General features: G+C 71.7%; 20 protein-coding genes. 14 read left to right on the top strand and 6 right to left on the bottom strand.

The genetic code is table 11. From position 1 onward, the window contains the following. The first annotated feature begins 99 nt into the window (after positions 1 to 99). The 3 genes from ACIBJF_RS19015 to ACIBJF_RS19005 all read left to right on the top strand — a co-directional run bounded on the left by ACIBJF_RS19015 (position 100) and on the right by ACIBJF_RS19005 (position 3166). The gene (locus ACIBJF_RS19015) at positions 100 to 897 is read left to right on the top strand and encodes a lysophospholipid acyltransferase family protein (protein WP_399174959.1); all 798 of its coding nucleotides are present in this window, start codon (positions 100 to 102) and stop codon (positions 895 to 897) included. Continuing rightward, positions 894 to 1904, top strand: a complete 1011-nt coding sequence (locus ACIBJF_RS19010; RefSeq protein WP_351807216.1) for an NAD(P)H-dependent glycerol-3-phosphate dehydrogenase — start codon at positions 894 to 896, stop codon at positions 1902 to 1904. Before ACIBJF_RS19015 ends, ACIBJF_RS19010 begins: the two co-directional genes overlap by 4 nt. Positions 1905 to 2008: 104 nt before the next feature. Further along, positions 2009 to 3166: a D-alanine--D-alanine ligase family protein gene (locus ACIBJF_RS19005; RefSeq protein WP_399174956.1), complete on the top strand. Its 1158-nt coding sequence runs from the start codon at positions 2009 to 2011 to the stop codon at positions 3164 to 3166. Between the two features lie 10 nt (positions 3167 to 3176). Here the strand turns inward: ACIBJF_RS19005 and ACIBJF_RS19000 are convergent, their stop codons facing one another. Continuing rightward, positions 3177 to 3698, bottom strand: coding sequence for a DUF3515 domain-containing protein (locus tag ACIBJF_RS19000; RefSeq protein ID WP_399174954.1), 522 nt, complete (start codon positions 3696 to 3698; stop codon positions 3177 to 3179). 20 nt (positions 3699 to 3718) lie between these two features. Continuing rightward, the gene (locus ACIBJF_RS18995) at positions 3719 to 3952 is read right to left on the bottom strand and encodes an Lrp/AsnC family transcriptional regulator (protein ID WP_003997603.1); all 234 of its coding nucleotides are present in this window, start codon (positions 3950 to 3952) and stop codon (positions 3719 to 3721) included. Between the two features lie 246 nt (positions 3953 to 4198). On the opposite strand from ACIBJF_RS18995, the gene ACIBJF_RS18990 reads away from it, so the two are divergent. After that, positions 4199 to 5164 carry a thiamine-phosphate kinase gene (locus ACIBJF_RS18990; RefSeq protein ID WP_399174952.1) on the top strand — a complete coding sequence of 322 codons (966 nt, stop codon included), beginning with the start codon at positions 4199 to 4201 and terminating at the stop codon, positions 5162 to 5164. Further along, positions 5161 to 5997: a bifunctional hydroxymethylpyrimidine kinase/phosphomethylpyrimidine kinase gene (thiD, locus tag ACIBJF_RS18985; protein ID WP_399174951.1), complete on the top strand. Its 837-nt coding sequence runs from the start codon at positions 5161 to 5163 to the stop codon at positions 5995 to 5997. The genes ACIBJF_RS18990 and thiD overlap by 4 nt, the downstream gene beginning before the upstream one ends. Positions 5998 to 6090: 93 nt before the next feature. Here the strand turns inward: thiD and rpmB are convergent, their stop codons facing one another. Continuing rightward, positions 6091 to 6276 (bottom strand): 50S ribosomal protein L28, encoded by a 186-nt coding sequence (gene rpmB, locus ACIBJF_RS18980; protein ID WP_003993230.1) that lies wholly within the window; start codon positions 6274 to 6276, stop codon positions 6091 to 6093. A 258-nt stretch (positions 6277 to 6534) separates the two neighbouring features. Between rpmB and ACIBJF_RS18975 the strand changes: the two genes are divergently transcribed. Further along, entirely contained in the window at positions 6535 to 8250 is a 1716-nt protein-coding gene (locus ACIBJF_RS18975; protein ID WP_399174949.1) for a DAK2 domain-containing protein, read from the top strand. Positions 8251 to 8263: 13 nt separating this feature from the next. Here the strand turns inward: ACIBJF_RS18975 and ACIBJF_RS18970 are convergent, their stop codons facing one another. Both ACIBJF_RS18970 and ACIBJF_RS18965 read right to left on the bottom strand, forming a co-directional pair. Then, on the bottom strand, positions 8264 to 11545 hold the full coding sequence (locus ACIBJF_RS18970) for a tetratricopeptide repeat protein (RefSeq protein ID WP_399174947.1): 3282 nt from the start codon (positions 11543 to 11545) through the stop codon (positions 8264 to 8266). Continuing rightward, positions 11542 to 13371 carry an HSP90 family protein gene (locus ACIBJF_RS18965; RefSeq protein WP_399175040.1) on the bottom strand — a complete coding sequence of 610 codons (1830 nt, stop codon included), beginning with the start codon at positions 13369 to 13371 and terminating at the stop codon, positions 11542 to 11544. Before ACIBJF_RS18965 ends, ACIBJF_RS18970 begins: the two co-directional genes overlap by 4 nt. Positions 13372 to 13535: 164 nt before the next feature. Between ACIBJF_RS18965 and ACIBJF_RS18960 the strand changes: the two genes are divergently transcribed. From ACIBJF_RS18960 to mutM, 8 genes are all read left to right on the top strand, one after another. Further along, positions 13536 to 16778: a helicase-related protein gene (locus tag ACIBJF_RS18960; RefSeq protein ID WP_399174945.1), complete on the top strand. Its 3243-nt coding sequence runs from the start codon at positions 13536 to 13538 to the stop codon at positions 16776 to 16778. Positions 16779 to 16916: 138 nt separating this feature from the next. Beyond that, entirely contained in the window at positions 16917 to 17504 is a 588-nt protein-coding gene (gene rsmD, locus ACIBJF_RS18955) for a 16S rRNA (guanine(966)-N(2))-methyltransferase RsmD (RefSeq protein ID WP_399174943.1), read from the top strand. 26 nt (positions 17505 to 17530) lie between these two features. Continuing rightward, complete coding sequence (gene coaD, locus ACIBJF_RS18950; RefSeq protein ID WP_399175038.1) at positions 17531 to 18010, top strand: pantetheine-phosphate adenylyltransferase; 480 nt, start codon at positions 17531 to 17533, stop codon at positions 18008 to 18010. Between the two features lie 57 nt (positions 18011 to 18067). Beyond that, entirely contained in the window at positions 18068 to 19144 is a 1077-nt protein-coding gene (locus ACIBJF_RS18945) for an ATP synthase F0 subunit B (RefSeq protein ID WP_399174941.1), read from the top strand. Positions 19145 to 19304: 160 nt separating this feature from the next. Further along, positions 19305 to 19949 carry a YceD family protein gene (locus tag ACIBJF_RS18940; RefSeq protein ID WP_399174940.1) on the top strand — a complete coding sequence of 215 codons (645 nt, stop codon included), beginning with the start codon at positions 19305 to 19307 and terminating at the stop codon, positions 19947 to 19949. Between the two features lie 2 nt (positions 19950 to 19951). Beyond that, positions 19952 to 20125 (top strand): 50S ribosomal protein L32, encoded by a 174-nt coding sequence (rpmF, locus tag ACIBJF_RS18935; protein WP_003951102.1) that lies wholly within the window; start codon positions 19952 to 19954, stop codon positions 20123 to 20125. Between the two features lie 20 nt (positions 20126 to 20145). After that, the gene (gene rnc, locus ACIBJF_RS18930; RefSeq protein WP_399174938.1) at positions 20146 to 21042 is read left to right on the top strand and encodes a ribonuclease III; all 897 of its coding nucleotides are present in this window, start codon (positions 20146 to 20148) and stop codon (positions 21040 to 21042) included. A gap of 83 nt (positions 21043 to 21125) precedes the next feature. Continuing rightward, on the top strand, positions 21126 to 21986 hold the full coding sequence (gene mutM, locus ACIBJF_RS18925) for a bifunctional DNA-formamidopyrimidine glycosylase/DNA-(apurinic or apyrimidinic site) lyase (RefSeq protein ID WP_399174936.1): 861 nt from the start codon (positions 21126 to 21128) through the stop codon (positions 21984 to 21986). On the opposite strand, the gene ACIBJF_RS18920 is transcribed toward mutM, so the two are convergent. Further along, complete coding sequence (locus ACIBJF_RS18920; protein ID WP_390683086.1) at positions 21959 to 22354, bottom strand: winged helix-turn-helix transcriptional regulator; 396 nt, start codon at positions 22352 to 22354, stop codon at positions 21959 to 21961. The genes mutM and ACIBJF_RS18920 overlap by 28 nt on opposite strands. Positions 22355 to 22384 lie beyond the last annotated feature (30 nt).

Here is a 22384-nt window from a genome sequence, read left to right as displayed (position 1 = left end):
TCGGTGGCGGGGCGTACGGTGTTCTCGACAGACCGGCGGCCCGGAGCGACACTTGTGCGGCCCCCCGCCGAGGTGACAGCCCTAGAGGAAGGTGTCCTTGTGCCCCGCCGCAGAATCGGCTTCTGGTACCGCTTCGCCGCGGTGATCTGCAAACCGCCGCTGGTGGTTCTGATCAAGCGGGACTGGCGCGGAATGGAGCACATTCCGGCCGACGGCGGATTTATCACCGTGGTGAACCACAATTCCCACGTGGACCCCTTCGCGTACGCGCACTATCAGTACAACACCGGACGGGTTCCGCGATTCCTGGCGAAGAGCGGGCTTTTCAAGAAGGGATTCGTCGGCGCCGCCATGCGCGGCACCGGGCAGATCCCCGTCTACCGCGAGTCCACGGACGCGCTCAGCGCCTTCCGGGCCGCGATCGACGCCGTGGAACGCGGCGAGTGCGTCGCCTTCTACCCCGAGGGCACCCTCACCCGCGACCCGAACGGCTGGCCCATGACCGGCAAGACCGGTGCCGCCCGCGTCGCCCTGCAGACCAAGTGCCCGGTCGTCCCGATCGCCCAGTGGGGCGCCAACGAACTCCTGCCGCCGTACGCCAAGAAGCCGAACCTCTTCCCGCGCAAGACCCATCACGTGCTCGCGGGACCGCCCGTGGACCTCTCGCGCTTCTACGACAAGGAGATGACCCCGGAGCTGCTCAAGGAGGCCACCGAGGTCATCATGGCGGCCATCACCCGCCAGCTGGAGGAGATCCGCGGCGAGAAGGCGCCCGAGACGCCCTACGACCCGCGCCGCGAGCGGATCGAACAGCGGCGCCGCACCCAGGCGCAGACGTCGCAGACCGCACAGCCGGCGCAGGCCAAGGGCAAGGAACCGGAGGGGCAGGGCAAGTGAGCAAGGCGGTTAAGGCGGCGGTCTTCAGCGCCGGTTCGTGGGGCACGGCCTTCGGCATGGTGCTCGCGGACGCCGGCTGCCAGGTCACCCTGTGGGCGCGTCGGGCCGAGGTCGCGCAGGCGATCAACGAGACCCGCACCAACCCCGACTACCTGCCGGGCGTCGAACTCCCCGAGAACATGCGGGCGACCACCGACCCCGCCGAGGCCGCGGCCGACGCCGACTTCACGGTCCTGTCCGTCCCCTCCCAGACCCTGCGCGCCAACCTCGCCGAGTGGACCCCGCTGCTCGCCCCGGACACCGTGCTCGTCTCCCTGATGAAGGGCGTCGAACTCGGCTCCACCATGCGGATGAGCGAGGTCATCGACGACGTCGCCAAGGTCGGCTCCGACCGCATCGCGGTCGTCACCGGGCCCAACCTGGCTCGCGAGATCGCCGCCCGCATGCCCGCCGCCGCCGTCGTCGCCTGCACCGACGAGGCCGTCGCCCAGCGCCTCCAGGCCGCCTGCCACACGCCGTACTTCCGGCCGTACACGGAAACCGACGTGGTGGGCTGCGAGCTGGGCGGTGCCGTGAAGAACGTCATCGGGCTCGCCGTCGGCATCGCGGACGGCATGGGGCTCGGCGACAACGCCAAGGGCTCGCTCATCACCCGGGGCCTCGCCGAGACCGCGCGGCTCGGCGTCGTGCTCGGCGCCGACCCGCTGACCTTCTCCGGACTCGCGGGCCTCGGCGACCTGGTGGCGACCTGCTCCTCGCCGCTGTCCCGCAACCACACCTTCGGCACCAACCTCGGCAAGGGCATGACCCTGCAGGAGACCATCGCGGTCACCAAGCAGACCGCCGAGGGCGTCAAGTCCTGCGAGTCCGTGCTGGATCTGGCCCGCAGGCACGGCGTCGACATGCCCATCACCGAGACGGTCGTGGCCATCGTCCACGAGGGCAAGTCCCCGGTGGTCGCCGTCAAGGAGCTGATGTCGCGCAGCGCCAAGTCCGAGAGGCGCTGAAAGCGCCTCCCGCGCGACGCTGAGCGACCGCCCGGGGGACACGGAGTCACGGCGGCCGAGCGGGCGCTGACTCGGGAGATACCAACGGGTACTCTCATCGCGATATGAGCACCGAGAACCTCCCCCAGAGCCCTGAGCAACCGTCGCGCAAGTCGCGCGTGGCCGTCGTGTTCGGCGGACGCAGCTCCGAACACGGGATCTCCATGGTCACCGCCGGCGCCGTCCTGAAGGCCATCGACCGGACGAAGTACGACGTGCTGCCGATCGGCATCACGCGGGAGGGCCGTTGGGTGCTCACCGCCGACGAGCCGGAGCGGATGGCCATCGCCGACCGCCGCCTGCCCGCCGTCGAGGAGCTCGCGGAGTCGCACGAGGGCGGCGTGGTGCTCCCCGTCGACCCCGCCAACCGCGAGGTCGTCTACACCGAGCCCGGCTCGGTGCCGAAGGCGCTCGGCGAGGTCGACGTGGTCTTCCCGGTGCTGCACGGCCCGTACGGCGAGGACGGCACCCTGCAGGGCCTCCTGGAGCTGTCCGGGGTGCCGTACGTGGGCGCCGGTGTGCTCGCCTCGGCCGTCGGCCAGGACAAGGAGTACATGAAGCGGATCTTCACCTCCTACGGGCTCAAGGTCGGCCCGTACGTGGTGATCCGGCCGCGCGAGTGGGAGCGGGACGAGTCCACCGCCCGTAAGAAGATCATCGACTTCGCCGGCGAGCACGGCTGGCCGCTGTTCGTGAAGCCCGCGCGCGCGGGCTCGTCCATCGGCATCACCAAGGTCGACGACCTGTCCGGCCTGGACGAGGCGATCGCCACCGCGCAGGCCCACGACCCGAAGATCCTGATCGAGGCCGCCGTGCGGGGCCGGGAGATCGAGTGCGGCGTCCTGGAGTTCGAGGACGGCCCGCGCGCCTCCGTCCCGGCCGAGATCCCGCCGCCGGACGCGCACGCGTACTACGACTTCGAGGCCAAGTACATCGACTCCACGCCCGGCATCGTCCCGGCGCCGCTCACCGGGGAGCAGACCGCCGAGGTGCAGCGGCTCGCGGTCGAGGCGTTCGAGGCGGTCTCCTGCGAAGGCCTGGTCCGCGCGGACTTCTTCCTCACCGAGGACGGCGAGTTCGTGATCAACGAGATCAACACCCTGCCCGGCTTCACGCCGATCTCGATGTACCCGCAGATGTGGCAGGCCAGCGGCGTCGGCTACCCGGAGCTGATCGACCGCCTGGTGCAGGCGGCGCTGCGCCGCTCGACCGGCCTGCGCTGAGCGGTCCGCATCACCCGCGCATGGAGGCGATCCCCTCGGGGATCGCCTTCTTCACGGCCGTCGCGAGATCCGTGAGCACGGCCGTGCCCTCTTCCTGCGGGGACATCCCCTTGGGCAGGGCGATCTGCGCATAGGCCACGCGGCCCGCGGTGGTGAACCGCCAGGTGTCGTCGCCCTGCTTCTCCATCAGCCAGTCGACGCCGTTCACGCCACCCGCGATGGCGTCCGGGTCGTCGCCCTTGGCCACCTTGGGATCGACCATCTTCGGCGGCCGTACGACACCGCAGCGCAGTATGATCGCCGGGTTTCCCCAGCCCGCCGTGTAGGCGGACCGGGGTTCGGGGTCGTTGCGGCTTCGCCCGTCGAGCTTTTGCGGCAGTACCCGGTGCAGCTCCCGGCACACCTTCGCCGTCTTCGCGTCGGGGCTGGGAACCGCGACGGTCGCGCTGTCGTCTGCCGAGGAGCAGCCCGCGACCGCGATCAGCAGCGCGGGCGCGAGCAGGCCGAAGGGCCGGTGAGCGAAGAACTTCACCGGCCAAGCGTAGACGGGGGCTACAGATGCACGACCGGACAGGTCAGGGTGCGGGTGATGCCGTCCACTTGCTGAACCTTGGCGACCACCATGCGACCGAGGTCGTCGACCGTGTCGGCCTGGGCGCGCACGATGACGTCGTACGGTCCCGTCACGTCCTCGGCCTGGATCACTCCAGGGATCTTGCTGATCGTCTCGGCGACGGTCGACGCCTTGCCGACCTCCGTCTGGATCAGGATGTACGCCTGTACCACGGAACCTCCAGGGCGGCCACGAGGATCATGTGGGGAAAAGGAACGCCACGGTATCGCGTCGCCGCTCCCCGCGGCGAGACCTGCGGGAACCGGGCTTGCGCGCCAGGGTGCAGGCACGACGGAAGTTGACGGTCGCAAGACCGATGCGACGGTCATCCGGACCGTATCGACGGTCATCTCGACGGTATCGGGGACACTGATGACGCGCGACTGGGCACGGCATGGCAGAGAAGGGGAGCAAGGGCAATGAAGGGCACTGTTGGTGAGCTCGGGGAGTTCGGGCTCATCAGGGAGCTCACCTCCCGTCTCACCACCACCCCGGCGGTCCGGATCGGCCCCGGCGACGACGCCGCGGTGGTCGCCGCGCCCGACCGCCGGGTGGTGGCGAGCACCGACATCCTGCTGGAGGGGCGGCACTTCCGCCGCGACTGGTCCACGGCCTACGACGTCGGCCGCAAGGCGGCGGCGCAGAACCTCGCCGACATCGCCGCGATGGGCGCCGTACCGACCGCCCTGCTGCTCGGCCTGGTCGTCCCGGCCGAACTCCCGGTGACCTGGCCCAGCGAGCTGATGGACGGCCTGCGCGACGAGTGCCAGGTCGCGGGCGCCTCCGTGGTCGGCGGTGACGTCGTGCGCGGCGACACGATCATGGTGTCGATCACCGCGCTCGGCGATCTGCGCAACCAGGAGCCCGTCACGCGCGCCGGCGCCCAGCCCGGCGACCTGGTGGCCGTCACGGGCTGGCTGGGCTGGTCCGCGGCCGGTTACGCGGTCCTCTCCCGCGGTTTCCGCTCCCCGCGCGCCTTCGTGGAGGCCCACCGGCGCCCCGAGCCGCCGTACCACGCGGGCCCGGCGGCCGCCGCGCTCGGCGCGACCGCGATGTGCGACGTGAGCGACGGGCTGATCGCCGACCTCGGGCACATCGCCGAGGCGAGCAAGGTCCGCATCGACATCCGCGCGGGCGCGATCGACATCCCGACCCAGATGAACGACATCGGGCAGGCCGTCGGCGTCGACCCGCTGCAGTGGGTGCTGACCGGGGGAGAGGACCACGCGATCGTCGCGACCTTCCCGCCGGACACCAAGCTGCCGGCCCGCTGGAAGGTCATCGGCGAGGTCCTCAACCCCTCCGCGCTGCCCCAGGTGACCGTCGACGGGGCGCCCTGGACCAGCAAGGGCGGCTGGGACCACTTCGGGGGCATCGAGTCATGAGCACCCTGAACACGCCGCCGAGGGTCCTCACCGTGGCCGGCTCCGACTCCGGGGGCGGAGCGGGGATCCAGGCCGATCTGAAGACGATGCTGGCGTTCGGCGTGCACGGGATGAGCGTGATCACGGCGGTGACCGCGCAGAACTCCCTCGGCGTGCAGGGCGCCTGGGAACTGCCCGTGGAGGCGGTCCGGGCGCAGTACCGCAGCGTCGTGGACGACATCGGCGTCCAGGCCGTGAAGACCGGCATGCTGGCCTCGGCGGAACTGGTCGAGGCGGTCGCCGAGTTGATCTCCGGCACGGACGCGCCGGCCGTGGTCGACCCCGTGGGCGTCTCCAAGCACGGCGACCCGCTGCTGGCCGCGTCCGCGCTGGACTCCGTACGCACGAAGCTGCTCCCGGCGGCCACCGTGGCGACCCCGAACCTCGACGAGGTGGCGCAACTCACCGGGGTGCGGGTCGAGTCGGAGGACGATCTGCGACGGGCCGCTGCGGCCGTGCTGGAGTACGGGCCGCGCTGGGTGCTGATCAAGGGCGGGCACCTGGCGCCAGACGCAGGGCGGGCGGGCGGCAACCAGGCCGTCGACCTGTTGACCGACGGCTCCTGTGAGCACTGGCTGCGGGCCCCGCGCCACGACAACCGGCACACGCACGGCACGGGCTGCACCCTGGCGTCCGCCGTCGCGTCGGGGCTGGCGAAGGGGCAGAGCGTGCCGGAGGCGGTCACGGCGGCCAAGGAGTACGTCACGGGGGCCATCGCGGCCGGGTTCGCGCTGGGCGCGGGGATCGGACCGGTGGACCACGGCTGGCGGCTGCGCGGCCGAGCGCGGGCCTGACCCGGGCCCGGGTACGGCAAAAAGCCGGCCCACCCTCGGGTGGACCGGCTCAGTGCAGCGAACCAGGCAGTGGCCGCGCGCTCAGCTGTAGCGTCAGCGCGAGACCTTGCCGGCCTTGATGCACGAGGTGCAAGCGTTCACGCGCTTCGGCGTCCCGCCGACCACGGTACGCACACGCTGGATGTTCGGGTTCCAGCGGCGGGACGTACGGCGGTGCGAGTGCGAGATGTTGTTGCCGAAGCCCGGCCCCTTGCCGCAGACGTCGCAGTTGGCAGCCACGGGTCACTCCAAAGACTTCAGATGCACTTACGGTTAATCCCGGCATGCCGGGATCGAGATCCTAAAACCTGAGATCTTGAGTGGCGTTGCCAGGGGAACGGCCCGATCGGATCGGGCAACCGGAGCAGCATACAACGGCTGCGCCCGTAGAACGAAACTACCATGGCAGCTCAGGGCCCGGCTCGCGGCCCTCTTCCGGTGGACACCGCTTCGGGGTCTACGCTGCGTCCCACGTCCAGCCAGCTCAGGGAGGCGCAGGTGGCGCAGGTGCCGCAGACATTCCTCGATGCTCTCGCGGTGCGCACCTGGTGCGGTCTGGCGCTCGGAGCGCTGGGCCGCGCGCGTGAGGAGATCGACGCGATCAACGTCTATCCGGTGGCCGACGGCGACACCGGGACGAATCTCTACCTCACCCTGGAATCGGCGGCCACGGCCGTGGAGGCGGTGTTCGCCGGGTACGAGACGGGCGCCGGGAAGCCGTCCCTGGCGGACGCCGTTCACGCGATGGCCCACGGGGCGCTCATCGGGGCCCGCGGCAACTCCGGGACGATCCTGGCGCAGCTGCTGCGGGGGATGGCGCAGGTGCTGGCGGAGGGCGGTGAGGCGGCGCACATCGACGGCGCGGGCCTGCGGCTGGCACTGCGGCGGGCCGCCGACTCCGCGTGGCAGGCCGTGGCCCATCCCGTCGAGGGCACGGTGCTGACCGTCGCCTCGGCCGCCGCCGAGGCCGCCGAGGAGGCCGAGGGCGACTGCGGCACGGTCGCGCGCGCGGCGTACGAGGGCGCGCTGACGGCCCTGGCGGCCACTCCGGGCCAGCTGCCCGTACTCGGCCGGGCCGGGGTGGTCGACGCGGGCGGACGCGGGCTCGTGGCGGTGCTGGGGGCCCTGGTGGAGGCGTTCACCGGAGAGGCGGTACGGGAGGCTCCGGCGGCACCGGAGAGCCTTACGGCGGCGGGGGAGAGCGGGCAGGCCCCGGACGCGGTTTCCGACGGGCACGCGCGCGTGGAGAGCATGTGCGACGGGGACCTCTGTGCCGAGGGGAGCGAGAACGGCGGGCCCGCCTACGAGGTGATCTATCTCCTGGAGGCCGGCGACACGGCGGTGGCCCGGCTCAGGGAACGCCTCGACGCGCTCGGCGACTCCCTGGTCGTGGTCGGCGGCGACGGGCTGTGGAACGTCCATGTGCACGTCGACGACGCGGGCGCCGCCGTGGAGGCGGGCGTGGAGGCCGGGCGGCCGTACCGGATCCGGATCACCCACTTCGGGCTCGGGGACGTCCACACCGGCGGCGAGCGGCCCCCGCGCGAGCGCGCCCAGCGGGCCGTCGTCGCCGTCGTACCGGGCGAGGGGCTGGCCGGGCTGTACACCGAGGCGGGCGCCACGACCGTGCTCGCGCGCCCCGGGGAGCCGCCCGCCAGCGGAGAGCTGGTGCAGGCCGTACGGCGGGCCCACGCCCGCGAGGTCGTCCTGCTGCCCAACGACGCCGAACTGCGCCACACGGCCGCGGCGGCCGCCGAGCAGGCCCGCGCCGAGGGCATCCGGGTGGCCCTGATCCCGACCCGCTCGGCGGTCCAGGGCATCGCCGCGCTCGCCGTGCACGCGCCGGACCGCCGGTTCGACGAGGACGTGGTCCAGATGACCGCGGCCGCGGGCGCCACCCGGTACGCCGAGCTCGTCGTCGCCGAACGCCAGTCCTGGACGACGGCCGGCATCTGCCAGGCCGGGGACGTGCTCGGGCTGATCGACGGCGACGTGGCGGTGATCGGCCCCGACGTCACCGCCACCGCCCGGACCGTCCTGGACCGCATGCTCCAGGCCGGCGGCGAGCTGGTCACCCTCGTCGTCGGCGACGGGGCCCCCGAGACCGTCGCCGAGCAGCTGGAGGCCCGCGTACGGGAGTCCTACCTCGCCGTGGACACGGTCGTGTACCGGGGCGGCCGGCAGGGGACCCTGCTGCTCATCGGCGTGGAGTGAGCACGCGCGGGACTCACCGTTCCGGATCGAGCAGCCGGCCCGCCTCCGCCCGCCGCGCCCGGACGGTCTCGTCCCCGTCGTCAGCGTCCTCGTAGGCCGCGAGTACGGCACGCGCGCGTGCCGCCGCCCGAGCGGGCCGGCCGAGGTCTGCCTCCAGCCATCCGGCGGCGAGTTGGGCACCGGTACGGTCGTGCAACCCGTCCGCGCCCAGCGTGCCGAACAGCGTGGCCGCCCGGTCCAGCTGAACCAGCGCCGCCTCGAACGCGCCCTGGATCGCACGGTCTTCGGCCTCTTCGGCGATCTCGGCGCCCTCGGTCGCCGAGCGGGCCAGCAGGTCGCCGAACTGCCGGTGCGTCTGGGCGAGTTCGGCCGTGAGCTGTTCGCGGGACACCGGGTCGGCCGCGGCCTCCCGTGCCCGTTCGCACGTGCGCACCGCCTCCGCCATCAGCTCCTGGGCACCCTCGGCTCCGCCGTCCACGCCCAGCGCCACCCAGCCGCGGGCGCGCAGCGAGCGGACGAGGAAGGCCGGGTTGCCCAGCGCCCGCCACAGCTCGCCCGCACGCGCGTAGGCCTGATCGGCCTCCTCCAGCAGACCGGCCTTGCTCAGGGACTCGGCGGCGAGGTGGGCGAGCGTGGCGTGGTCCTGCTGCTCGGGCCAGTGCCGGGCGATCTCGGCCGCCCGCAGCCGGTGTTCGGCGGCCGCACGGTGGTCGCCCAGCTCGCTCAGGCAGTCACCGAGCCACCACTGCGCCTGTACGACGGCCCCGTCCCCGTGCGTCCCGGCGGACAGGTCGGCCAGCGCCGACTCCAGCACCTCGGCGGCCTCCGCCCAGCGGCCCTGGCGCAGCAGCAGCCCACCCAGCGCCTGTCGCGCCCAGGCGCCCAGCGTGCCGCTCTCGCCCGCCTCGTCGGCCCAGTGCGCGGCCTCCAGCGCGTGCCCGGCGGCCTCGACGACCTCGCCCCGGGCACCGACGATCTCGGCGAGCTGCAGATGCAGCTGCGCCCGCCCGACCGGCTCCACGTACGGCCCGCCGTGCTCCAGCGCGGCCCGCAACGCCCGCTCGGCCCCGGCCGGGTCGCCGGTCTGGTGGGCCAGTGCGGCGACCTGCACCTCGTACTCCACGGCGAACCACGGCAGCCCGGCGCTCACGTACGCGTCGGCCGCCCGCCGGAACAGCTCCGCGGCCCTTTCGGCGTCCCCGCGCAGCCCGGCCAGCTCGGCGAGCATGGCCCGCGCCTCCGCGGCCCGCGCGGCCAGCCGCACATCCCCGCCGGTCCGCCCGCCCACGAGCGCCAGCACCTCACGCACGGCCTGCTCGGCCTGCGCGAACGCATCCCGCCCCCGCCCGGACACCGACCCGCCGAAGCCCACCCCGCCCGGCACCGGCCCCTCGCTCATCGGCTGGCCCGCGACCGACACGTCGCGGACCGCCCCGTCCGGCACGGCGTCTCTGGGCGGGAGCTTGCCTGCGTCCGGCCGGTCTGGTTCGGGGACTTCGCGTCCTGGCCGGGTCGTGGCCGGCGCGTCGGGGGCCGGCCCGTCCGGCATGGCGTCCCGGGGCGCGAGATTGCCCGCGTCCGGCCGGTCCGGTTCCGGGGCTTCGGGCCCCGGCTCGTCCGGGGTCGCCGATGTGTCGGGGGCCGGGCCGTCGGCCGGGGCGCCCTCGGGTGCGGGACCGTCCGGCGCCGGGACCTCCAGCACCGGCGCCCCCTGATGCACCAGCCGCATCAGAACGCGCGCCCGGCTCGTCACCACCGACGCCGTCTGCCGCAGTCCGGTGGCCTCCTCGGCGTACAGCGCGAGGGCCTCGTCGTACAGGGCGGTGACCGTCTCCAGAGCCGCGTCGACCTCGCCCGTCAGGGCGCGGACGTAGGCTCCACGCGCGCGTGCCGCGAGGGCCTCGCCGGGGTCGCCCGCCTCCGCGTACAGGGCCGCCGCCTGCTCGAACAGCTCGATGCCCTCGGGGCCGCGGGCCATCGCCTCGTGGTCGGCGAGCTCCGCGCGGTCGCGCGGCTCCAGCTCCGTACCGTGCGCGGCCCGCCGGACCGCCGCCCAGGCCTCCAGGGCGTGCGGCTGCAGGGTGTCCGACAGCCGCCGTGCCTCGGCGAGCAGGGCCGCCAGATCGGGCTCGCCGTCCACTTCGGTCGGCGGGGGCGCGGCCACTGCGCCCGGCGCGGGGCGCACCGTGCGCACGCCCAGCGGCAGGCGGTCCACCAGTGGCCGCTGGTCCATACGCGCGCGTGCCCGGTCGCCGACGCGCGAGGTGCCGTTGCGCCGGTCGAACCGCCCGGCCAGCTCCAGGGTCTCCACGCGCGCGTGGGCGGCGAGTTCCCGCGCCGTCCAGGTCCGCCCGGCGGGCCCGGGCACCCGCTGTCCGGCGAGCCCCAGCTCGGTCAGCCGGTCCATCAGCAGCGTCACCACGGCCATGAAGTCCAGCCGGCTGCGCGGATGTCCGGTGTCCGTGAAGTAGGCGGGCCGCTCGGCGAGCAGCTCCAGAGCGCGTGCCTCGTTCCCGGTCAGCGCGCAGAACTCCACATGGTCGGCGTACGCGCCGCGCATCGACTCCATCGGCCGTACGAGCCGGAAACCGCGCAGATGGTTGGCGCGGGCCTCGTCGAGCCGGCCCAGGCGCAGCAGCGGGACCAGCGAGGAGGCCAGCACGGTGTGCGGTTCGTGCACGCAGGCGAACTCGCCCTCCAGCACCGGCCGCCACAGCCGGAGCGCCTCCTCGTCCCGTCCGCGCTCGACCTGCCAGAAGCCCTGCCCGTGCAGCTCGCAGGCGTGACAGTCGGCCATCTCGTCGCGGTCCGCGGCGAGCCAGGCCGCGTACGCCCGCTCCGCGCGCGCCAGGTCACCGACATGCGCGGCCACACTGAACTCGGCGCTGCGCACAGCCCGTTCGGAGTGCCCGGCGAGCCGGTAGCGGTGCTCCATCTCGCCGAGCCACCTCTCGATCGAGGCGAGCGGGATGTGCGGCTGGTCCAGCATGCCCGCCGACATCCACTTGAAGACCCAGTGCAGCGAGTGCGCCTCGTACGCGTCGAAGTCCTCGGGCCGTTCGTCCCACATGCGCAGCAGCCGCGCGAACGGGACGAACATCTTGTCCCTCTCGGAGCTGTAGTTGTAGACCCTCAGCTGGTGCCCGAGCGCCTCGATGACGCCGAGCGGGATGCCGAGGCCCTCCGCCGCGGCCAGCAGCTGCTCCGCGCGCGCGTTGCGGGCCGGACCCTCCGGCTGCTCGGAGTTCTCCGCCATCGCCTGCCGCAGCGCGTCGAAGTCCGCGATCTCACTCATCGCCCCTCACCCTCCCCGTGGGTCGCCCACTCCAGCAGGCCGATGAACGCCCGGTTGAGCAGCGCCGAGTCGGCCGGCCTGAGCGGGCGCTGCGCCATCAGCAGGGCCTGCCCGTACAGCGACTCGGTGGCGGTGCCGATCAGTTCCGGGTCCTTCAGCGAACCGATGCGCCGCACCAGCGGGTTGAGATGGTTGAGCACCAGACGCGCGCGTGGTGCGCCGCCGCGCAGCGAGCCGAGGATGCCCGCCCACAGGTCGTCGGCCTGCTCCTCGGCCGCCGCGCGGGCCTGCTCGTGCCGCGCGGCCCGGTCGTCCAGGTGCAGCGCAGGCACGGACAGGGGGTGGAAGGCCCGCAGGACAACGTCACAGCCCAACGGGTCCAGCTTCGCCCGCGCCGCCGCCAGGAAGCCGGACAGGGCGAGCTCCTCGCCCGGGTCGACCGCGTCCAGGTGCGCGGTCACGGTGTCCGCGTCCAGCTCGGCGACCACCGTCCCCGGCCGCACCGACGGCAGCGCCTCGACCAGGTCGCCGTCGTACGTATAGCCGCCGTTGACCACCCCGACGCCCTGCGCGGAGGCGATCGGCGCGACCTGCCGGTATTCCTCCACGGTCCGCGTGAAGTGGACCACCGGGTGCCGCTGCGCGAACTCCTCCAGGGACAGCTGCCCGTCGGTCGTCTCGAACGGCAGCCAGGGCAGCATCGTGCGCAGCATCTCGCGGTCGTGCCGGGCGAGGGACTTCACCCCAAGGTGGTGCACGGCGAGAAACGCCGTCAGCCGTTCGGGGTCACCGGCCGCGAGGCCCGTGAGCCACGAGCGGATCCTTTCCCCGAGCGCCTCCCGCACCGCGGCCAGCGTCTCGTCCTCGTACAGCGACTCCCGCGAGGCCGTCGGCCGCAGACTGTCGGTGTCCAGCACACAGCGCACGAAGAACGCCCAGTCGGGCAGCAGCTGTTCGGCCCGCTCGGTCAGCAGCATGCCCTTCAGATGCACCCGGTGGGTCGCCCGCTGGGCGGGGCTGACGGCCGCCGGCAACACGTACGCCACCCCGCGGATCCCGGCCGGCGGCAGGTCCAGGTCGATCGAGTCCAGCGGCGTGAACCCGAACAGCTCGTGACAGTGCCGGGCCAGTGCCACCCTTCTGCTCGATGGGCTCGGATACGGCCGGTCCCAGGGCGCGGGCAGATCGGTGACCGGCTCCTCTCCCACCCGGACGTCGTACGGCAGCAGCGCGCCGAAGTCCCGGGCCAGGGTCAGGACCCGCTCAGGCGCCAGCCACTCGGCCGCCCCGGGGCGCGCGGTCAGGTGGACGGTCGTACCGGGCTCCGGCCGCGCGGAGCCGGGCAGGCTGCGCACGGTGTACGAGCCGTCGTCGCGCGCCGTCCACTCCACCGGCGGCGCGCCGGGGGCCCGGGCGCTGCGGCTGACCACCCGGATCCGCTCGGCGACCACGAAACAGGCGAGCAGACCGATGCCGAACTGGCCGAGGAAGTCCGCACGGGCCTCCTGCAGGCCCTCTGCCCGCTTGGAGCTGCGCCCGATGGTGGCGAGCAGGCTGTGCACGTCCGACTCGGTGAGCCCGACGCCGGTGTCCTCCACCCGCAGGCCCCCGTCATCGGCGTACAGCCGCACCCGGGCCGGGGCGCCGGGCTCCTCGTCCCGCCGTGCCGTGATGGCGTCGACGGCGTTCTGCAGCAGCTCACGCAGATAGACCTTGGGGCTGGAATAGAGGTGATGGGAGAGCAGGTCCACCAGACCGCGCAGGTCGACCTGGAACGTATGAGGTGAGAGGGAACCCTGGGATGACTGTGAGCTCTGGTAGTCCATCGTCGCGGCGCCGGAGGGGAGGAGCATCGGCGCGGGGTCGGGCGGTCCCCGGTGGGGCGGTGACCGCGAAGGATGGCCGGAGCGCGCCATCCTAGAGCCCGAACAGCCCGTCCGACCAGGTTCTTCCCAGGACGTATACGGCATTGTCAGTGCCGTGGTGTGCAATGGATCTCGTGCCCGCACTGCAAGAACCACTGAAGCAGCCACTGAAGTCGGTGCTCGGCCCCGCCACCGCGAAGGTGATGGCCGAGCACCTCGGCCTGCACACCGTCGGCGACCTCCTCCACCACTACCCGCGCAGATACGAGGAGCGCGGCCAGCTCACCCAACTCGCCGAGCTGCCCATGGACGAGCACGTCACGGTGGTGGCCCAGGTCGCCGACGCCCGTCTGCACACCTTCGCCTCCGCCAAGGCCCCCCGCGGCAAGGGTCAGCGCCTGGAGGTCACGATCACCGACGGCAGCGGCCGGATCCAGCTGGTCTTCTTCGGCAACGGCGTCCACAAGCCCCACAAGGAGCTGCTGCCCGGCACCCGCGCGATGTTCGCCGGCAAGGTCTCGGTCTTCAACCGTCGCCTCCAACTCGCCCATCCCGCCTACGAGTTGCTGCGAGGCGACAGCGAGGAAACGGTGGAGAGCTGGGCCGGCGCCCTGATCCCCATCTACCCGGCCACCGCCAAACTGGAGTCCTGGAAGATCGGCAAGGCGGTTCAGACGGTGCTGCCCACCGCCCAGGAGGCGCTGGACCCGCTGCCCCCCTCCCTCCGCGAGGGCCGTGGCCTGGTCCCGCTCCCCGAGGCCCTCCTCAAGATCCACCGCCCGCACACCAAGGCGGACATCGCCGACGCCCGCGCCCGCCTGAAGTGGGACGAGGCCTTCGTCCTCCAGGTCGCCCTGGCCCGCCGCCGCCACGCGGACACCCAGCTCCCGGCCGTCCCCCGCCGACCCGAGCCCGACGGTCTTCTCACGGCCTTCGACGACCGCCTGCCCTTCACCCTCACCGAGGGCCAGCAGAAGGTCTCCAAGGAGATCTTCGACGACCTCGCCACGGAACACCCGATGCACCGGCTGCTGCAAGGAGAGGTCGGCAGCGGCAAGGCTCAGCCGCTGGACTCGCTGGTGCTCACGCCTTGTGGTTTTCGCCGGATGGGCGACCTTGAAGTGGGCGACGAGGTCATCGTGCCGACAGGCGAGATCGCTCTGATCGACGGGGTCTTCCCACAGGGTGTACGGGACGTCTGGCGCATTGTGCTCTCCGATGGGAGTTCGGTGGAGTGCGACGACGAACACCTATGGATCGTCGGCACACGTTGCGGTTGGGACCGCGGCCAGTCCCCCGAAGTGCTGACCACCCGGGAAATCCGGCACGATCTGGTCAAGGCCAATGGATCGTCGAAGTGGTACATTCCGGCGGCAACCCCGGTGGACCTCGGCGACGACTCTCCGCTTCCCCTGGACCCGTATCTGTTCGGGCTCCTGTTGGGCGACGGCTCGTTCCGCCGCAATCTACGGTTCTCCACCATCGACGCGGAGCTCCGCGATGCCTTGGTGGCCTTGGTGTCTCCGGAATGCCGTCTCGTCCCTGTGACCGGTTCGCGGTGTGACTACACGATCCAGCTCACGCACCGCTCGGGCGGCGTTCGCAATCCCATCGTCGAGGCTCTCCGCGACCTGAGGCTTTGGGGGCTGACGTCACACGACAAGTTCATTCCCGCACAATTCAAGAACACGTCGATCAAGAATCGCCTCGCCCTCCTGCAAGGGCTCATGGACACCGACGGCACGGTTGATGAAGACGGTATGAGCATTTCCGTGTGCTCAGCATCGCGGACGTTGGCGGACGACGTGGCCTGGCTCGTCCGTTCCCTGGGTGGTCGGGCGCGTGTTCTGCGCAAGGAGGCCGCATTCGACGTCTCCGTGGCGTTGCCCGATGGCTGTCCCCCGTTCCGGCTCACCCGCAAGGCCGAACGCGTACGCCCACGGCCGAAGTACCACACCTTCCGCCGTGGCATCCGCTCTGTGGAGCACGTAGGCCCCAGGCCGGTCCAATGCATCAGTGTTGCCCACCCCAGTCACGCCTACGTCACCGATCACTTCACGGTGACTCACAACACGATGGTGGCCCTGCGCGCCATGCTCGCCGTGGTCGACGCGGGCGGGCAGGCGGCCATGCTCGCGCCCACCGAGGTCCTCGCCCAGCAGCATCACCGGTCGATCACCGAGATGATGGGCGAGCTGGCCGAGGGCGGCATGCTGGGCGGCGCCGAGCACGCCACCAAGGTCGTCCTGCTCACCGGCTCCATGGGCGCCGCCGCCCGCCGCCAGGCCCTGCTCGACCTGGTCACCGGCGAGGCCGGCATCGTCATCGGCACGCACGCCCTGATCGAGGACAAGGTCCAGTTCCACGACCTCGGCCTGGTCGTGGTCGACGAGCAGCACCGCTTCGGCGTCGAGCAGCGCGACGCCCTGCGCGGCAAGGGCAAACAGCCCCCGCACCTGCTGGTCATGACGGCCACCCCGATCCCGCGCACGGTCGCCATGACGGTCTTCGGCGACCTGGAGACCTCCGTTCTCGACCAGCTCCCCGCCGGCCGCTCCCCGATCGCCAGCCATGTCGTCCCGGCCGCCGACAAGCCCCACTTCCTCGCCCGCGCCTGGGAGCGGGTCCGCGAGGAGGTGGCGAACGGCCACCAGGCCTACGTCGTCTGCCCACGCATCGGCGACGACATCGACGAGGCGGCCGACCCCAAGAAGGCCGGCCAGAAGAAGTCCCCCGGGGACGAGGCGGAGAAGCGCCCGCCGCTCGCGGTCCTGGACATCGCCGACCAGTTGGGCCGCGGGCCCCTGCAAGGCCTGAAGGTGGAGGTCCTCCACGGCCGTATGAACCCCGACGACAAGGACGCGGTGATGCGCCGCTTCGCGGCCGGCGAGACGGACGTCCTGGTCGCCACCACGGTCATCGAGGTCGGTGTGAACGTCCCGAACGCCACAGTGATGGTCATCATGGACGCCGACCGCTTCGGCGTCTCCCAGCTCCACCAGCTCCGCGGCCGCGTCGGCCGGGGCTCCGCCCCCGGCCTGTGCCTCCTTGTCACCGAGATGCCCGAGGCCAGCGCGGCCCGCCAGCGGCTGAACGCCGTCGCCTCCACCCTCGACGGCTTCGAGCTCTCCCGCATCGACCTCGAACAGCGCCGCGAGGGCGACGTCCTCGGCCAGGCCCAGTCCGGCGCCCGTTCCTCCCTGCGCGTCCTCGCGGTCATCGAGGACGAGGAGGTCATCGCGGAGGCGAGGCAGGAGGCGACGGCGGTGGTGGCGGCGGATCCCGAGCTGGAGAGCCTTCCGGGCCTGCGTACGGCTTTGGACGCCCTCTTGGACGAGGAGAGGGAGCAGTACCTCGAAAAGGGCTGAGGTGCAGTTGCTGAGGTGCAGCGCCCCGAAAGGGGCGCGGGGCTGCGTCGATATGCGGCTCCGCCGCGCGGGCGCGAGCGACCACGACGAACCTGCTGCCAAACTGAATCCGTAACCACCCCCGAACAAGGACCGAAGATGACTCGCGTGATCGCCGGCCGGGCAGGCGGACGGCGCCTCTCAGTACCGCCCGGCACCGGAACCCGGCCGACATCGGACCGCGCACGCGAGGGCCTCTTCTCCACCTGGCAGTCCCTCCTCGGCGGCCCCCTGGAGGGCGAACGAGTCCTCGACCTCTACGCCGGCTCGGGCGCTGTGGGCCTGGAAGCCCTCTCCCGGGGCGCGAGCCACACCCTCCTCGTCGAAGCCGACGCTCGCGCAGCGAGAATCGTGCGCGAGAACGTGAAAAACCTGGGCCTTCCCGGCGCCGAGGTCCGAGCGGGCAAAGCGGAACAGATCATCAAGGGTCCGGCCCCGGAAGAGCCGTACGACCTGGTCTTCCTCGACCCTCCGTACGTGGTCACAGATCACGATCTTCGCGAGATTCTGCTCACACTCCACTCGGAAGGCTGGCTCGCTGAGCAAGCGCTCGTCACCGTGGAGCGCAGCACCAGAGGCGGCGCATTCCAGTGGCCGGACGGCTTCGAGGCGATCAGGTCCCGTCGCTACGGCGAGGGAACGTTTTGGTACGGTCGCGCCGCCTCTACGTGCGAAGACGCACGATGACCGGACCGGAGAGCGAGGGATCACAAGTGCGCCGCGCCGTCTGTCCCGGGTCGTTCGACCCGATCACCAACGGACACCTCGACATCATCGCCCGTGCCTCCCGTCTCTACGACGAGGTCTACGTCGCGGTGATGATCAACAAGGCCAAGAAGGGCCTGTTCGAGATCGAGGAGCGGATCGAGCTGATCCGCGAGGTCACCGCCGACTACGCCAACGTCCGGGTCGAGGCCTTCCACGGCCTCCTCGTCGACTTCTGCAAGCAGCGCGACATCCCCGCCATCGTCAAGGGCCTGCGCGCCGTCAGCGACTTCGACTACGAGCTGCAGATGGCCCAGATGAACAACGGCCTCACCGGCGTCGAAACGCTGTTCGTGCCCACCAACCCCACCTACAGCTTCCTCTCCTCCTCGCTGGTCAAGGAGGTCGCGGCCTGGGGCGGTGACGTCTCCCACCTGGTGCCCGCACCCGTACTGGAGGCCCTGAACAAGCGCCTCCGCAAGGACTGATGGGGCTACAGTCGTCCCGTCCGTCTTCAACCCGGCTGTAGAGAGTGGCGAGCACAGGTGGACGTGCAGAAGAAGCTCGACGAGATCGTCTCCACGGTCTCCGGCGCCCGGTCCATGCCCATGTCGGCGTCGTGCGTGGTCAACCGCGCCGAGCTGCTCGCGATGCTCGAAGAGGTGCGCCAGGCGCTGCCCGGCTCCCTCGCGCAGGCGCAGGAGCTGATCGGCGACCGTGAGCAGATGGTCGAGCAGGCCCGCCTGGAGGCCGAGCGGATCATCTCGAACGCGCACGCCGAGCGCGGCTCGCTGATCTCCGACACCGAGATCGCCCGCCGCTCCCAGGCCGAGGCCGACCGGATCCTCGCCGAGGCCCGCAAGGAGGCCGAGGAGATCCGCGCCGAGGCCGACGACTACGTCGACTCCAAGCTCGCCAACTTCGAGGTCGTCCTCACCAAGACCCTCGGCTCGGTCGGCCGCGGCCGGGAGAAGCTCCTCGGCACCGGCCCGGGCCTGGACGAGAACGGCTACGAGGACGAGGACGCCCCCGAGCGCAGCCACGACCCGGAGACCCTGCGGCACAACGCCGACCAGTACGTCGACGTCAAGCTGGGCGCCTTCGAGGCGGTGCTCGCCAAGACCCTGGAGGCCGTCGGCCGCGGCCGGCAGAAGCTGCACGGCCGGATCGCCACGGACGACCTCGGCGCCCTCGCCGACGACACCACGACCTTCCAGCACTCCAGCGACGCCGACTACCTCGCCGACCTCGCCGCGCTCGCCGACCAGGACGCCTCGGCCGAGCGCCCGGCCCAGCCCGAGCAGCAGCCGCAGCAGCAGCCGTCGTACGAGCCGCAGCCGGCGTACGCGTACGACCAGCAGCAGCCGGACCCCTACGGCGGCTTCCCGCAGCAGCCCGCCTACGGCCAGCAGGACCCGTACGGCTACCAGCAGGCCGACCCCTATGCCTACCAGGGCTATGACCAGCAGCAGGCCGCCTACGACCCCCAGCAGGCCCATCAGCACCAGCAGCAGCCCCAGCACCAGCAGCAGGGCTACGCTCTCGACGAGACCAGTCTCTTCGACACCAGCATGATCAGCGCGGAGCAGCTGAGGGCGTACGAGCAGGGCCGCGGCCTGTAACGAGCGGAAGGCCGCCGCGCGACCGCCCGCCGACCTCCGGATTGGGCCCTGAGCGAAAGGTCCAGTATCCTGGCTGTTCGGTCGCGCGTACGTCCGCGATCTCCGCTGCCCGCAACACGGAGGGGCGGCGGCCCTCCGAGTTCGAAGATCGAAAGCAGGAATGGCTCCCAACGCCCGCCTCGACCACCGCAACCCCCTCGTGTTCGACACGCACGAGCTGGGTCGGCGTCCTGGCGCGCTGCAGCGCCTGACCCGCACGATCGACGCTCCCGCCGATCTCGGCATCCAGGGGGTCATCGGAGTGCCGGAAGGCGCCCCGGTGGAGCTCGAACTCCGCCTCGAGTCGGTCATGGAAGGTGTGCTCGTCACAGGCACCGCCCGTGCACAGGCCGAGGGGGAGTGCGTAAGGTGTCTGGAGCCGGTCGGGCTGGAGCTCGAAGCGGACTTCCAGGAACTGTTCTCGTACCCTGACGCCGACGACCGGGGCCGTGTGATCGCGGAACCGGGCGACGACGCCGAGGACGACGAGGACAGGTTCTTCCTCGAGGACGGACTGTTCGACCTCGAACCTCTGCTGCGCGATGCGGTGGTGCTCGCACTGCCGATGCAGCCGGTGTGCCGGGAGGACTGCCCGGGCCTGTGCTCCGAGTGCGGAGCGCTGCTCGCGGACGACCCGGACCACCACCACGATGCCGTCGACATCCGTTGGGCGGCTTTGCAGGGACTCGCCGGTTCACTCGAAGACGGCGAGAAGGACGAGATGAGCGGCGCCGAAGCGGGCGTCGACGAGAAGCAGGAGAAGTAGCCGTGGCTGTTCCGAAGCGGAAGATGTCGCGCAGCAACACGCGCCACCGCCGGTCGCAGTGGAAGGCTGCGGTCCCCACCCTGGTTGCGTGCGAGCGCTGCCACGAGCCCAAGCAGCAGCACATCGCGTGCCCGTCTTGCGGCACCTACAACAAGCGCCAGGTCCTCGAAGTCTGAGCGGGCTGGTGAGAGGCACTGTGTCCAGTCCCAAGAAGGCGGAAGACGCCAAGGCGGACGCACCCGCCAAGAAGAAGGCGGACAACCAGGCCTCGTCCCACACGCTTCTGGAAGGGCGGCTCGGCTACAAGGTCGAGTCCGCCCTTCTGGTGCGCGCGCTGACCCACCGTTCGTACGCGTATGAGAACGGCGGTCTGCCGACGAACGAGCGGCTGGAGTTCCTCGGTGACTCCGTCCTCGGCCTCGTCGTCACGGACACGCTGTACCGCACCCACCCCGACCTGCCCGAGGGCCAGCTGGCCAAGCTGCGGGCCGCGGTGGTCAACTCGCGTGCGCTGGCGGAGGTCGGGCGTGGCCTCGACCTGGGTTCCTTCATCCGGCTCGGCCGCGGTGAAGAGGGCACGGGCGGCCGGGACAAGGCGTCCATCCTCGCCGACACCCTGGAAGCGGTGATCGGCGCGGTCTATCTCGATCAGGGCCTCGACTCGGCGTCCGAGCTGGTGCACCGGCTCTTCGACCCGCTGATCGAGAAGTCCTCGAACCTCGGTGCCGGCCTGGACTGGAAGACCAGTCTCCAGGAGCTGACCGCGACCGAAGGCCTCGGCGTGCCCGAGTACCTGGTCACGGAGACCGGCCCCGACCACGAGAAGACCTTCACTGCTGCCGCCCGCGTCGGAGGCGTCTCGTACGGCACCGGCACCGGCCGCAGCAAGAAGGAGGCGGAGCAGCAGGCCGCCGAGTCCGCCTGGCGGTCCATCCGGGCCGCGGCGGACGAGCGCGCCAAGGCGGCCAGGGAAGCGGCCGCCGCGGACGCCGAGGCGGTCAAGGCGGCCAAGGAAGCGGCCGCCAGGGACGGCGACCCGGCAGCCGGGGAAACCGGCGCCAAGGACGGCGACCCGTCGTCCGCTCCCGCCTGATCCACAGCAGTACCGAGCGCCCGCCCCACCGTTCCCGAGGGGGCGGGCGCTCGGTTCGTCCACCGCTTCGTACGGGGGTCCCGATGCCCGAGTTGCCCGAGGTCGAGGTCGTCCGGCGCGGCCTGGCGCGCTGGGTCGCCCACCGCACCGTCGCCGAGACCGAGGTGCTGCACCCGCGCGCCGTACGCCGGCATCTGGCGGGGTCCGACGACTTCACGCACCGGCTCAAGGGCCACCACATCGGCATACCCAGCCGCCGTGGCAAGTACCTGTGGCTGCCGCTGGAGGAGACCAACCAGTCCGTCCTCGCCCACCTCGGCATGAGCGGTCAGCTGCTGGTGCAGCCGCACGAGGCGCCGGACGAGAAGCACCTGCGCATCCGGATCCGGTTCGCCGACTCGCTCGGCACGGAACTCCGGTTCGTCGACCAACGCACCTTCGGCGGGCTGTCTTTGCACGACAACACCTCCGACGGCCTGCCCGACGTCATCGCGCACATCGCCCGCGACCCCCTCGACGAGCTCTTCGACGACGAGGCCTTCCACCTTGCGCTGCGCCGCAAGCGGACCACCATCAAGCGGGCCCTGCTGGACCAGTCGCTGATCAGCGGGGTGGGCAACATCTACGCGGACGAGGCGCTGTGGCGCTCCCGCATCCACTACGAGCGCCCGACGGCGAACTTCACCCGTCCCGTCACCACCGAACTCCTCGGCCACGTCCGGGACGTGATGAACGCCGCCCTCGCCGTGGGCGGCACCAGCTTCGACAGCCTGTACGTCAACGTCAACGGCGAGTCGGGCTACTTCGACCGGTCCCTGGACACGTACGGCCGTGAGGGCCTGCCCTGCAAGCGGTGCGGCACGCCGATGCGCCGCCGCCCCTGGATGAACCGCTCCAGCTACTTCTGCCCGAAGTGTCAGAGGGCGCCGCGCGTCTCGTCGTAACGCGCGCGTGCGGCGAGGACGTCGTCCATGGCGCCCTCCACGCAGTGGATGAGTGCCAGCAGCCGCTCGGCCACCTGACGGCCCAGGGGGGTCAGTTCGTAGTCCACGCGCGGCGGGTTGGTCGGCTGCGCGTCGCGGCGCACCAAGCCGTCGCGCTCCAGCGCGTGCAGCGTCTGGGACAGCATCTTCTCGCTCACCCCGTCCACGCGGCGGCGCAGCTCGTTGAAGCGCAGCGAGCCCTCGTACAGCGCGCCGAGCGTGAGACCGCCCCAGCGGCCGGTGACGTGCTCCAGCGTGCCGCGTGACGGGCAGGCCTTGGCGAAGACGTTGTAGGCGAGGTCGTCGTGGTCCTGGGCGATCGGGCTCATACCGGCGGTCATGGCACGAGGGTACGCGTG

Source organism: Streptomyces sp. NPDC050743, assembly GCF_044456925.1.
GTDB lineage: Bacteria > Actinomycetota > Actinomycetes > Streptomycetales > Streptomycetaceae > Streptomyces.
The sequence above is the reverse complement of the archived record's forward strand: the minus strand, read 5'-3'. Positions and strand labels throughout refer to the sequence as shown.